The organism is Nocardia sp. NPDC004151, from assembly GCF_042874235.1.
GTDB lineage: Bacteria > Actinomycetota > Actinomycetes > Mycobacteriales > Mycobacteriaceae > Nocardia.
The window spans coordinates 132683-145423 of sequence record NZ_JBIAMR010000020.1; the positions used below are offsets into that span (position 1 = coordinate 132683).

The window sequence follows — 12741 nt, forward strand, 5'->3', positions numbered from 1 at the left end:
TCACCCTTTACTCATCGGTTTCATGCGACTGCGCGATTGTTGAAGGTCCGCCCGGGCAGGCGGCTCGCCACGAGATCCACCGCGGACCCGAGCACGCCGATCACGAGAATGATGGCCACAACCTGGTTGTAGGCCAGCTGATCTCGGGCATTGAGGATCTGGTAGCCCAGCCCCGAACGCACACCCAGCATCTCCGCGGGAACCAGCACGATCCAGGCGGTGCCGAGCCCCAGGCGCAGGCCGGTGCGGACGTGATCGCGCACGGCCGGAATGATCACGACGCGCAGTTGCTCCACGCGCGTCGCGTGAAAGGACCGAGCCACGTCCAGGAAGCCGCGATCGATCGCGTGCACCCCGGACACGGTGTTCAGCAGGATGGGCCACACGGCCGCGGCCGCGACCAGGAAGTAGACCGGCTGATTGCCGATCCCGAACAGCGCCACCGCGATCGGCGTCCACGACAGCGGAGAGATCATGCGCAAGAACTGCACCACCGGCGTGGACGCCTGTTCGATTCGGGTGTTCAGTCCGATCAGCAGACCCATCGGCACGCCGATCACCGTGGCGATGGCCAACCCGATGATCAAGCGCCACAGGCTGATTGCCGCATCCGATACCAGCACGCCGCGCCGATACAGATCGACGATCGCAGGCAACACCCGTTGCGGGGCCGTCTGACGCAGCAGCGAATGCTCCGCCGACAGCACCGATGTCGCCAGCCACCAGAGCAAGACCGTGACGATGATCGCCGCCACCGCGGGCCACGCCTTGGCGAGGGCCGATCGGGATGCCACGCGGACGGTGGTAGTCGAGGGAACGAGGGTCGAAGTCACAGCAGTTGCACCTGTTCAGCTCTCACGAGGTCGGCGGGCAGCCCCAAGGCCTGTGTTCCTCCGTGCGCGGCAATCGAATTCAGCACGAAGGTGTCGTCCACCAGCGCCCGGTGCACCGTGTTCGGATCCAGGTCGTCCAGAAAGCGGCGGTCCCCGTCGACCACCGTGTCGTGCATGGCCTCGACGAGCTTCCGGGTGAAGCTGGGATAGGGGTACGGCTGGAATCCCACCAGGTGCGGTGACCAGTCGGGATGCCGCAATGGGTAGGGCGGCGCGGGGTAGGTGAGCGCGGTGCGCACCGCCGGTAGGGGCTGGGGAAGGTAGCCGCCGGAGGTCAACGCTCCGGCAGCCCGATTCCGGTCCGCACTGATCTGCGCTTGCGCGGAAACCACCGCATCCGTCACCGCCTGCACCGCGGCCCGCCGCTCGGCGATCACGTCGTCCCTGGTGACCAGGACACAGCAGGCGTGGTCACGCCACACGTCGCCCAGGAAGGTGTGGATTCGCCCGATCTTCTTGATCTGCGCGATGGCGTTGAACGGGTCGGCCACCGCGTATCCCGCGATCGACCGATTCGCCAGGGCGGGAACCATGTCCGACGGACTCATGACGATGAGTTCGACGGTGCGTTCGGCTCGCGAGGCACTGCGCCGGACCACCGGCGTGATGTCGTGCGCCCGCAGCAGTTGCTGGAGGACGATATTGTGAATCGACCACCAGAACGGGATCGCGACCTGGCTTCCCACCAGCTGTTCGAGATCCGTGATGTCCGGTGCGACAGTGAGTGCCGAGCCGTTGGTGTGATTCCAGCCCAGCACTCGCACCCCGGCCCCCAGCACGCGCTGGAGTTGCAGGGCCATCGGCATCAGCAGATGGGCGACGTCGATCTGTCGGGAGACGAACGCCTCCGCCAGCCCGGCCCAGCTTCGGAACAACACGGGCTTACCACCGCTCACCCCGGAGGAGTAGAGGCCCGCCGAGTGCGCGATCAGTAGGGGTGCCGCATCGGTGATCGGCAGATAACCGATGCGCAGCGCATCCTCGTGCCGCCGCCCCGCGGTCGCCGCGCTGCGGGCGAGGTCCGCCGTACCGAACAGCCCGGCGGCGACGGTGAGTCCTGTCGCCCCGGCCAGCAGGTACCGTCTCGAAATATCTGTCAAGGAACCGCAACCTCGTCCGGGTGGTACTGCTGGAGGATGTCGTCACGCAGTGCCGGTGTATCGCCGCCGGTCCGCACGTCCCGCCATTCCCGGCGGATCCGGCCGTGATCGAGCAGCACGATCCGATCCGACAGCGCGATCGCCTCCTCCACGTCGTGCGTGATGAGCACGACCGTGGCCGCGAGTTCGGCGACGAGCTCGGAAAGCCACTGCTGCAGATCGATTCGAGTCGCCGGGTCCAGGGCGCTGAACGGCTCGTCGAGCAGGAGCAGCCGCGGCCGGGTCGCGGCCGCCCGCAGCACCGCCACGCGCTGCGCCTGGCCGCCCGACAACTCGTCCGGATGGCGGCCGGCCAGGCCGTCCAACCCGAATCGCCGCAGCAGCGTCATCGGATACGCATCGTCGAACTCGTCGCGATGAGCGGTGAATCTTTTTGCCAGCGAGATGTTCTCGATGACGGTGAGCCACGGCAGCAACAGGGATTGCTGAAACACCACCCCGGTGCGCGGACGACCGCCGTCCGCGCTCCAGCTCACAGACCCCGAGGTCAAACTCTCCAGCCCTGCCACAACCCGCAGGAGCGTGGACTTTCCGCTGCCGCTCGGGCCGAGCACGGCGAGAAACTCACCGCGCTCGACCTCGATGTCCACGCTGTCCAGCACGAGATGGTCGCCGAACTTCTTCGTTCCGTGTTCGACGGTCAGTTCCCGGACTTCAGGCACGTTTCACGCCGGTGAGCCGCGTATACATGCCGCCGTGCACGCTGTCGACGACGACGTCGCTGAGCCCGTCACGGAAGACTCGCTCGAACGGCTCGAGCTTCTTGTAGTGCGAGCCCACGATGAAGGACTTCAGGAAGTTGTAGCCATTGATGGCGGGGTACCCGAATCCACCGGTCCGCGGCAGCGCGTCGATGATGCGAACAGTGGTGCCCGGCTTCAGGTTCGCGAGCAGTTCCGCCAGCTTCTGCGACGGGTCCGGAACACAGCTCATCGCGATGCAGCTGAAGACCACATCGACGTCACGCAGCAGCGGCGTGGTCGCGATGTCGTCGACCACGAGCTTGACGTTGTTCCACCCGTTCGCCACGACCCGCTTCTCCGCCTTGGCGAGAATGGCCGCGTTGTTGTCCAGCCCGACGACCCGGCCCGACGGGCCGATCGCCTCGATCAGCGCCGGGAAGGCAAGTCCGGTACCGCATCCGAGATCGGCCACCGTCTTACCGGACAGGTCCAGTCCGGCGACCAGGGCCGGGTGCAGCTTGTCGATGCCGCCGAGCGACAGGACCCACGCGGTCCGGTCGTAGATGGGCGCCGCAATATCGTACCGCTCTGCCACTTTGATCTAGTCCTCTCTCAGATTCTTTCCAGCTGAAGGCTTTTAACGTCGCGTCAATCGAACGCGGAAGCCGCCCTTGAATGTCGGTGCCAGACCGGTGTCCTCGCGCATCACGAAGTTCGGCGGGATATCGACCTTGTACTGGCTCAGGATCAGGGCGACGAGGTAGGGCGCGATCAGGTATCCGAGTTGGGCGCCGGTGCATCGGTGCGGGCCCGCGCCCCACGCGAGGAAGTGCAGCAGACGTGGTTGATCGACCCGTTTGCTGTGGTCGTAGAACCGATTGGGATCGAAAGTGTCGGGATCGGTCCACCAGCGCGGATCCCGGTGGATCGTCGAGATGGGGGCTCCCAGCATCGTGTTCGGCGCGATATCGAGCCCTTGGAAATTCGCCCCGGTGGCGGTGAAGCGCAGCAGGAGCGGAAACCCCTGCATCCGGATCGATTCCTCGAAACAGGCTTTCGCCCAACGCAGGCTGCGCACCGACTCGATGGTCGCTTGTGACAGATCGACCGTGCCGCACTCCTCTACCAGGCGATCGGTCGCCTCGGGGTCGAGGAGGGTGCGCACAACCGTTTGGGTGATCGCACCGGCGGTGGTGCCATACGAGGCGCTGGTCATGGTCGCCACGTCGAAGCAGAGGTCCCAGAACGTCATGGGGGTCTTCAGCTTCTTGTACCCGAGGATCATGCCGTCCAGGACATCGCCATAGGTACCCAGGGCCGGTGAATTCTGGCGCTCGACAACGCGATTCTTGACGATCATCGCCGCGGAGTACACCGTCCACGGCCGGATCTTGTACGGGCCCCACGGCCGCACCAGATTCGGCGGATCGGCGATCTTCAGCGTCGATCCGAGGAACTTGGTGAAGGTCGCCATGCCCTCGTGCAGCTCCTTCATCTCCTTGGGGGTGAAGGGCTCGGTATACGTCTGCGCGAGCACACCTCGCAGCAGCGTCTGAAAGATCACTTCTTGCAGATCGGTGACGCCTTGGGCGTCGGTCGCCGCGGCGATATTCGCATCCAGGGTCTGCAGATAGGCATCGACGTTGGCCTGAAACGTGTTCTTCAGGCCGTCCCGCGTGACCAGCGGACTGACGATGCGCCGACGCTCTCGGAAGATCTCGCCCTCGATGAACGACAGCCCGTTCTGCCGCTTCGCCAGCGCCGGATGATAATTTCCGAACTTGCTGTAGTCGCCGGACGTGTCGTCCATCGCCTTGTGTACGTCTTCCGGATTGCCAAGTACGACGAGGTCGCGCAGTGGGAGCTTGATCCGGACGACGTCGCCGTACTGCCGGACCGCCTCGCGCAGGAACTTGTTGCGATCCTTCGAGAACTCCGGGTACGAGCCCATGATGCGGTGGCCCGGCGGGCCAGGCAGATGCCCATTCGAGAGACGACGGCTGGTGATGCTGGTGACGGAGTGCACCTTCGGTGCCTCGACATGCGGGCATTGATTGGCCATGGAGAATCCTTCTACTTGCGGAAGACGTACGCACGGACCAGGCCGCCGTGGTACCGCGCTCGGTTGTCCAACGTCAGCCCGGCGCTCTCGCAGCGGGAGATCGTGTACTCCGCGCCGCGATCCGATTCCACTTCCTCGGTCATGTGGGCGACGGGATCCAGACCGAATAGTCCTGCGACCCTGCGGATCACGAGCAAGCGCAGCTTCATGAGCTCGAGCAGCAGCTTGTTGTCCGGCAGTGCGAGCTCGATCAGGAGAAAGCGTCCGCCGACGCGGAGCACCCGGGTCGTCTCCGCGAGCGCGGCCGCCGGGTCATCCATATCGTCGAGTGCGAAGCACATGACGACGGCGTCGAAGGTCGACGACTCGAAGCTCAAAGCCTCCGCGCTGCCGCACATCTGGTCGAACTCGCTGCGGGGGTGCTCCCGCCGCAGCCGCGCCAGCTTGCGTTCGGCGACCTCCAGCATCTGCTCATTGAGATCGACAGCGCTGTAGGAGATCGGGAATCGATACTCCGCGACCAGCGCGGACGCGATCTCGGCCGTCCCCGCGGCGACATCGAGCACCCTCGCACCGGCCTCGAGCCCGAGCATGCGGACCGCCGCGCGGCGCAGCCTCTTGTCGCCACCCAATGTCATCAATGAGTTGACCAGGTCATAGCGCGGGGCTATTTTCGTGAACATTGCCTGAGGCGTGGCAGGACGTGTCCCAACCATTCAAATCCCTCCTCTCCGATCGACTGGGCACTTCATTCGCTTCGCCCGACCCGGCGCATGGCTTGAACAGCCGCGTCGGCGCCGACGGCCTTCACCATCGACCAGGCCCCGGATCTCGCGGATTTGCCGTCCCGGATCCAGCCCGACAGCAGACCCACGACCTGACGAACATGGATGCGCCCGGCCAGCGCGGGGGCCTCCACCGCGGGGATGCGCGCGTCGATGAGCGTCGGGCCGTCGGCGCGCAGCGCGGCTCGGAACGCGGCCCCGAATTCCTCGGACGTCCGCGCCGTCACCCCGGTGAGCCCACAATGCCGCGCGAAGCTCGCGAAATCGAAGGGCGCGAACTCCGAGGAGGTGTCCGGCCAGCCCATGATCCAGCTCTCGAACTTGATGGCCGCGAGCGCGCCGTTATTGAAAACGACGATGACCGTGGTCGATTCGGCCTTCGCGACATTGCGGAGCTCGGCCAGCGTGATGCCGATCCCGCCGTCGCCGACGATCGCCACCGAGATGTCCTTCGGATTGCGCACCGCGACATCCACCGCCGCCGGCACCGCGAAGCCCATGGTGGCGAACGACGCGGTCCACAGATATCTGGTCGCCGACCGGATGTGGCGGTACGCCCACAGGGTGTTGATGCCGACATCGACGCTCAGGGTGGAAGCCCGATCCGCTTGCGCGAGCTCATGATCGATGATCTGGGACGCTGTCACCGCGAGCAGCTGACGCGAACTCTCCCGCGGCCCCTTCGATGGGGGCTTGCCGATACGGACGACAGTGTCCACGTCGACAGGATCATTCGCGGTCCCGATCAACGCCTCCAGCACCTCGCGCGCGTCGCCGAGCAAGCCGATCGATTCCGGCGGGAGGCGGAGGAAGGTCAGCGCGTCGGCATTGATGGAGATCACCGGGCCGTCTCCGGCGAGCTCGAAGGCGGAGCCTCGCCAGGACACACCCACCAGAATCACGACCTGGCTCTGACGAATGTTCTGCATTGCCACGTCGTGGCCGGACGTGCCGACCAGTCCGTCGCAATGATCCCCGACGACATCCGCGGCCAGCGCGCCCATCGTGCAGTAGAGCGGGGCTCGGGTGCGGGCGGCCAATTCGAGGAGTTCACGTCGTGCGCCCGCCGCACCGCGGCCGACGATGATCGAGACGTTCTCGGCCGCCGCGAGAAGTTCCGCCGCTCGGGCGATCTCTTCGGGTGCGGCCATCGTGCTGCCGGGAAGTCCGATCAATGACGTCGGAATGCTCAGTGCGCCGGCGCTGTTCACGAGCGCCGCACTGTTGCCTGCCGACAGCGCCGCATGGGAAACGTGAATATGCGTCACGCCCTTGCCGCCACCGGCGACGGTCAGCAACGCGTCTCGAAGGCGCGTCGAATCCTGCTCGGTGCCGTCCAGCACCACCGATATCGCCGAGATCTCCCCCAGCACGTCGACCGGATCCAGGAACCAGCGGTCGATCTCGAAGGAGATCAGCAGCACCGAGGCGCTGTCGAACGAGGCGTCGTAGAGCCCGTTCAGTTGCGCGAGCAGTTCCGCGGGAGAGGTCACCAGGGCGCAGGCGGTCGTGCCGGCGGCCTTGAACGCGGCGGTCGCCCGCATGGCCGCCGCCTGCGTGTCGGCGACGGTCCGCAGGTCCAGGTCCGGACGCGCGGCACTCGTCAGACCGAGTCGCGCGCAGCTGGTTCGCGTCAGATACACCGAGTCGATGCCGCGGTCGGCTATCGCGCCGAGCAGATCGCTCGCGAACTCGACGGCGTCGGTGCGGGGCGTCGTATCGGTGAGCGCCGCATCCATGTCCAGCGCCGAGGTGAGGATCACCGCGGGTCCCTCGGCCTGCCCGGCCGCTGCCAATCGCGACGCCAGCTCGCTCGGGTTGCCCGCCCAGGACACCGGGATTCCGAAGGCTCGCGCCAGATCGCTGATCGTCGCGCCGGATTCCGCGGCGCAGATCACCGTGACGGGAACCGTGTATCGCGCGGCGGTGGACAGCTCCGCGATGTACTGGTCCAGCGACGTGAGTTCGGTCAGCGCGTAGGCGCGATCGCCGACCGCCAGCGCCAGGCCCATCGACATCGGCAGCGCCGAACCCTCGGCTGCCAGATTCCACGCACTGTGGATGTCCGCGTGCTCACTCAGGTATCGGCGCGAAAGTCGTTGTATCGGACCGGGATCGACGGCGACAGCCGCTCCCGCCAGCAGTCGCGCGAGCACTGCCCATCCCGCGGGCGCATCCGCGTTCTGCGGGATTCCCGACGGCCGCTCCGATGCTGCCGGTGCTCCCCTGCGGCTCGACACCGCCTCGGTCAGGGACTCCAGAATCGCCGGAATATCGCCGGCGATGCCGATCCTCCGGCATCCGGTGTCGAACCCGGACGTCGCGAGATCGGTGATTTCGATCAGGATCTGCGCCGAGGGGTAGTAGCGCTCCACACCGACGGTCGGCCGGCCGATCAGCACAACGCTGTCGTCTGCTGCCGCGGTTCGCTCATCGTCGACGGGAGATACCAGCGCCTCCGGGATTCCGGATTCGGGCAGCGCCCGCAGCGGAACATCCAGTGCCTGTGCGAGCAACCGGGCCTGCTCGACGGATTTCCCGCTGCCGGAACCCAAGACGATAGGCGTCGGGTTCGCGCAGAGGTGGTCGGCGAGGTCGTCGATGCGCTTCTTGTCGACCCTCGTCGGGCTGAGCCGGTCCAGCCGATACGGGCTCGGCTGTTCCCGCTCGCCGACCGGTGCGATCAGCAGGTCCGAGGGGATGGCGACGTGCGCCGAGGTCTGCTCGAGCCGGATTCCGAGCATGATCTGGTCGAAGACGCCGATCTGGTCGGCCGACATGATGTCCGCCGATCGCCACGTCCCGTCCGCGAACAGTCGCGAGGAATCGATCTCCTGGAACGACTGCGTCCCGATATCACCCAGGTGCACCTGTCCGGAGATCGCCAGCACCGGCACGCGGTCGTAGCGCCCGTCATAGACGCCGGGCAGCAGATGCGTCGCACCGGGACCGGCCGTACCGAAGCACACTCCGACGGTGCCCGACCGGCGGGCGTAGCCGACGGCCATCCACGAGGCCGCGCTCTCATGACGAACCGCGATCAGCCCGATCTCCTCTCGCCGACCAACCGCGTCGACAAGGCAATTCACCGATTCCGCGGGCATTCCGAAGATGTAGCGCACATCGTTTCGGACCAATCGATCCACCAGTGCGTCGGCGAACCGTGGCCGGCCCATGAGGTCGGCCCCGAGGTGCGGATTCATCTGTGGCATGCGCTTGCCTCCATTCGGCTGTATCCATCCGCGAGGACTTCGACAACGTGATCCATGTGTTCCGGTGCGGGCACGGTGATTCGGACGCCGAGGTCCGGATATTCACGTACCGCGATCCCTGAGCGGGAGAAGCAGTCGACGAGCGGGGCCGGATGCCGCATCGGCACCCACAGGAAATTGCCGTGCGATTCGGGGACGGAAAGTCCGTGCGCGCGAACCGATTCGCTGAATTGTGATCGGCAATGAACGACCCGATCGACCTGATCGGCCAGCTCATCACCGACATCCAGGGAGGCGATGGCCGCCGCCACCGCCAGTCGATTCACCCCGAAAGGCATGGCGACGGTTCGGCAGGCGCCGATCAATCCCGCGTCTCCGACCGCGTATCCCACGCGCAGACCCGCCAGACCGTACGCCTTCGAGAAGGTACGCAGAACAACAAGATTCGGGTGTGCGGAAGTCAGCCGGAAGGTGGCCGAGGCATCGACGGTGCGATCGAAGTCGATATAGGCCTCATCCACCACGACGACCGTGTGCCGCGGAACCGCGCTCAGGACCATCCCGATCTCGTCGAGCGACACTCGCTCACCCGTCGGGTTGTGGGGCGAGCAGATCAGGATCGCGGCCGCATCGTCCCCGGCCGCCGCCACCATCGCTTCGACCGGCTGCCACCGGCTCTCGGTGCCCCGCACCGGAACTGCCGTTCCACCGGCGTCCACCACAACGCGCTCGTAGGCATCGAAGGCCGGAACCGCGAAGACAACCCGGCCGCCAGCACCGGCGACCCGTCGCAGGATGTATCCGAGCACGCCCACACTGCCCGGGCCGACGATGACCTGGTCGGGGCCGAAGCCCGCGAAGTCGGCGATGGCATTCCGCAGCGATCCGTAGGCGGCCGCAGGGTAGTCGGCCGCGCGATCCACTTCGGCCTCAATTGCCTTGCGGACGCTCGGCAATGGAGCGAAAGGCAGTGCATTGTTCGAAAGGTCCAGGGCGACAGCAGAATACTCGGTCTCTTCGTTCGAGCGATACTCGCTCCACATCAGACAACATCCTTCTTTCTGCGGGTATCGAGCTTCAGCGCATCCATCAGGAAAATGATGATCAGCGAGCCCAGCACGATGCTGATCGAGGAAATGGACGGGTCCACCAGCAGAATCCAGGTCGACAGATATCCCGTTGATACCACCATGTCGGCACGCAGCATGTTGTTCGCCGAGTGGGCGTCATCGCGCAGGATCATCCGCGCGCATTGAACGCAGACAATCGGGAGCCACACCAGGGTCAGCAGGTATTTCGCCGCGAATTGTCCACTGGCCACCAGGAACACCGGGCCCACGTAGACGGCGATCGTGCCTGCCGCGGCCACGATCGCCGCTTGCTTCCGCGTTGGGCTGAGTGTCGCCGAGGTCTTCAGTCCGGCGCTCTTGTCGCCGTAGTAGTCGGGCAGGTTCTTCACCAATCCCTTGGCCGCGAACCAGAGGAACAGATACGCGGCCATGAGGATGAACGGCCAATTCCCGAGCACCGCCGGGCCATGCTTCGCCACCGCGGGAGCCATCAGGAACGGCAAGGCGACATCCAGCGCGAACAGAGCGATCGACGACACCGGCCGCGCCTTCACCCGGAACGGCCGCAAGGAGTACTGGTGTGCGATGACCACGCACATCGCGGTCAGCACAACGAAAATCGGGCTCACCAGCGCCGCCAGGGCCAGCATGATCAGGCATACGGCATAGGCGCTGCGCAGCAGCCGCCGACGGCCGTAGAGACCGAGCAGGTACAGGCGGGCCGGAAGGTTCTCGTTGTCTTCCGCGACGTCCGAGTAGCCGTTGAACAGATTGGCGACCGCGCTGTACAGGAAGGTGATTACGAAGCCGATCAGAACGTCCACGTCGATCGACAAGCCCAGCATTTTGCAAGAAAGGCAGAACGCCAGCATTCCCGGCAAGCAGGTGCGCGGGCGGGCGAATGAAAGAAACAGTTCGAGCCGTGCTCGAATTCCTGCCGTCAGCCCCTCGGACTCATTTACCCAATCGAGTCTCTCTTCTGCCGGCTTGCCCAGAAATTCGTCAAGTGTCGGTATCGAAATAGCACACCCCATCGATCTTATACGGCGTATCGCGATTCCAGTGCTGCGAGCCTACAACGAAATCCGGTGTAGCCCAAGGGTGTTCAACCGCTGCCTTCGTCAGTTGCACAGGCTTTTGTACAACCAAAACCGTGGGCAATTCACGTGATTACCCGCGGGCGGGGTATATCAGACAGTGTCTCGTCACGCAGAGAGGTTGCAATGCTGATCGACTTCGTTCCCGACAAGAATCTGTACCCCTTCGAGTCCCGCTGGTTCGACTCGTCCGCCGGCCGGGTGCACTACATCGACGAGGGCTCCGGACCGACAATCCTGTTCTGCCATGGCGTTCCGACGTGGAGCTTCCTCTACCGCCACGTCGTGAAGGAACTGCGGAGCCGGTACCGCTGCGTCGTCATCGACTACCTGGGCTTCGGATTGTCCGAGCGCCCGGACGATTTCGGCTACACGGTCGCCGAACACACCGCGATCCTCGGCGAGCTGATCGATCACCTCGAGCTCGACGACTTCATCGTGATGGGACACGACTGGGGCGGACCCATCGGGCTGGGCGCCGTCACCACCCGCGCGGATCGACTGCGCGGCATCGTGCTGGGCAACACCACCTTCTGGCCACCCGAAGCCACGGCGAACCAGATTTTCAGCAGGCTCATCCGCACCCCGATGATGCAGCGCCAAGTCCTCGAAAAGAACTTCCTGGTCGAGCGTGTCCTCCTCGGAGAGCTGGGCCGGAAGCTCACCCCCGCGGAGATCGATCACTACCGCTCGGTGCAGCCCGGGACCGAAGCCCGACGCGGACTCGGCGTGATAGCCAAACAGATTCGCGACGCCCGCCCGCTCCTGGAGCAGCTTTCCCGCGACGTCCCCGCCATCCTCGCGGACAAGCCGACCCTGCTGGTGTGGGGCATGCGAGACATGGTCTATCGCCCGAAGGGCCACATCCCCCGCATGCGAGCGATATTCACCGACCTGGAGGTGGTCGAACTGCCCCGCGCCCAGCAGTTCATCCAGGAACACGCACCGGACGAGATCGCAACCGCGATCGCGAAGCGATTCCCCTGATCCTGGCGACGAAAACGACGTGGGCGGCGCTACCGATCGGTAGCGCCGCCCACGTCCATCCGGTTCAACTGCCCGGTGTTTCAGCCCGCCCTAGCTCTTCTTACCCGGCGCCTTCATGCCCGACTTGAACCCGAGCCCACCCGGCTTGGCGGCGGGCGGCTTGGCAGCGCCATTGCCTTCGGACGTTCCGTTGGCGTCCGGGGTGCCGTTGCTCTCCGAGGCGGCCGGAGCCGGTGCGGCCGGCGTCTCCGGAGCCGAATCAGCCGGAGCAGCGGGCGCTCCCGCAGCCACGGCGGCGGCCGGGGCCGCGGCGCCCGGAGCCTTCGGGCCGGGACGCTTCAGACCGGACTTCATGGCCAAGCCCTTGGGCGCGATGGACGGCTTGGCCTCGGCGGCCGGAGCCTCCGGCTCGGTAGGAGCCGCAGCAGTGGAAGCGGTTTCGGCCTTCGCGCCCGGGGCCTTGGCGGCGCCCTTCATGGCCAGACCCTTGCCGCCGGGGGCCTTGAGGCCGCCTTTCATTCCGAGTCCGCCCGGCTTGGCGGTCGGGGCCACCGGAGTCTCGGCCTCGGGAGCCTCAGCAGCGGAGGCGGTTTCGGCGGCAGCTGTGGCGGTCTTCGCGCCCGGGGCCTTGAGCCCGCCCTTCATGGCCAGACCCTTACCGCCACCCGGCGGCTTCAGGCCACCCTTCATGCCCAGTCCGCCACCGGCCGGAGCGGCCTTCGGAGCGGCCTCGGCCGGAGCTTCGGCGACCGCGACCGCGGCCTTGACCGGCTCCGGAGCGGGCTCCGGCTC

The 12741-nt window shown here is 65.9% G+C and carries 10 protein-coding genes and 1 pseudogene; 1 reads left to right on the plus strand and 10 read right to left on the minus strand.

Annotated elements, in window-relative coordinates; translation table 11 throughout:
* Positions 1 to 20 precede the first annotated feature (20 nt).
* The 9 genes from ACFYTS_RS32910 to ACFYTS_RS32950 all read right to left on the minus strand — a co-directional run bounded on the left by ACFYTS_RS32910 (position 21) and on the right by ACFYTS_RS32950 (position 10899).
* Complete coding sequence (locus ACFYTS_RS32910; protein WP_387309267.1) at positions 21 to 833, minus strand: ABC transporter permease; 813 nt, start codon at positions 831 to 833, stop codon at positions 21 to 23.
* Positions 830 to 1993 carry an ABC transporter substrate-binding protein gene (locus ACFYTS_RS32915; RefSeq protein WP_357285710.1) on the minus strand — a complete coding sequence of 388 codons (1164 nt, stop codon included), beginning with the start codon at positions 1991 to 1993 and terminating at the stop codon, positions 830 to 832. The genes ACFYTS_RS32910 and ACFYTS_RS32915 overlap by 4 nt, the downstream gene beginning before the upstream one ends.
* Positions 1990 to 2655 (minus strand): ATP-binding cassette domain-containing protein, encoded by a 666-nt coding sequence (locus tag ACFYTS_RS32920; RefSeq protein WP_357286002.1) that lies wholly within the window; start codon positions 2653 to 2655, stop codon positions 1990 to 1992. Before ACFYTS_RS32920 ends, ACFYTS_RS32915 begins: the two co-directional genes overlap by 4 nt.
* Positions 2656 to 2707: 52 nt before the next feature.
* A complete protein-coding gene (locus ACFYTS_RS32925; protein ID WP_357285707.1) occupies positions 2708 to 3331 on the minus strand; it encodes a methyltransferase domain-containing protein in 624 nt (207 codons plus the stop codon).
* Between the two features lie 42 nt (positions 3332 to 3373).
* The gene (locus ACFYTS_RS32930; protein ID WP_357285704.1) at positions 3374 to 4798 is read right to left on the minus strand and encodes a cytochrome P450; all 1425 of its coding nucleotides are present in this window, start codon (positions 4796 to 4798) and stop codon (positions 3374 to 3376) included.
* Positions 4799 to 4809: 11 nt separating this feature from the next.
* Positions 4810 to 5481, minus strand: a complete 672-nt coding sequence (locus tag ACFYTS_RS32935; protein ID WP_387309268.1) for a class I SAM-dependent methyltransferase — start codon at positions 5479 to 5481, stop codon at positions 4810 to 4812.
* Positions 5482 to 5546: 65 nt separating this feature from the next.
* Positions 5547 to 8795, minus strand: coding sequence for a thiamine pyrophosphate-binding protein (locus ACFYTS_RS32940; protein ID WP_387309269.1), 3249 nt, complete (start codon positions 8793 to 8795; stop codon positions 5547 to 5549).
* Complete coding sequence (locus ACFYTS_RS32945) at positions 8783 to 9838, minus strand: aminotransferase class I/II-fold pyridoxal phosphate-dependent enzyme (protein ID WP_357285696.1); 1056 nt, start codon at positions 9836 to 9838, stop codon at positions 8783 to 8785. The genes ACFYTS_RS32940 and ACFYTS_RS32945 overlap by 13 nt, the downstream gene beginning before the upstream one ends.
* On the minus strand, positions 9838 to 10899 hold the full coding sequence (locus tag ACFYTS_RS32950) for a UbiA family prenyltransferase (RefSeq protein WP_387309270.1): 1062 nt from the start codon (positions 10897 to 10899) through the stop codon (positions 9838 to 9840). Before ACFYTS_RS32950 ends, ACFYTS_RS32945 begins: the two co-directional genes overlap by 1 nt.
* 189 nt (positions 10900 to 11088) lie before the next feature.
* On the opposite strand from ACFYTS_RS32950, the gene ACFYTS_RS32955 reads away from it, so the two are divergent.
* Complete coding sequence (locus tag ACFYTS_RS32955) at positions 11089 to 11949, plus strand: haloalkane dehalogenase (protein WP_357285690.1); 861 nt, start codon at positions 11089 to 11091, stop codon at positions 11947 to 11949.
* Between the two features lie 90 nt (positions 11950 to 12039).
* On the opposite strand, the pseudogene ACFYTS_RS32960 reads toward ACFYTS_RS32955, so the two are convergent.
* A pseudogene (locus ACFYTS_RS32960) lies at positions 12040 to 12741 on the minus strand (Fe-S oxidoreductase); the annotation flags it as partial.

Excerpts from the sequence above, each read along its gene's own strand:
- ACFYTS_RS32930 (WP_357285704.1), bottom strand. The coding sequence starts at position 4,798 with ATGGCCAATCAATGCCCGCATGTCGAGGCACCGAAGGTGCACTCCGTC.
- ACFYTS_RS32955 (WP_357285690.1), top strand. The coding sequence starts at position 11,089 with ATGCTGATCGACTTCGTTCCCGACAAGAATCTGTACCCCTTCGAGTCC.
- ACFYTS_RS32945 (WP_357285696.1), bottom strand. The coding sequence starts at position 9,838 with ATGTGGAGCGAGTATCGCTCGAACGAAGAGACCGAGTATTCTGCTGTC.
- ACFYTS_RS32940 (WP_387309269.1), bottom strand. The coding sequence starts at position 8,795 with ATGCCACAGATGAATCCGCACCTCGGGGCCGACCTCATGGGCCGGCCA.
- ACFYTS_RS32935 (WP_387309268.1), bottom strand. The coding sequence starts at position 5,481 with ATGTTCACGAAAATAGCCCCGCGCTATGACCTGGTCAACTCATTGATG.
- ACFYTS_RS32950 (WP_387309270.1), bottom strand. The coding sequence starts at position 10,899 with ATGGGGTGTGCTATTTCGATACCGACACTTGACGAATTTCTGGGCAAG.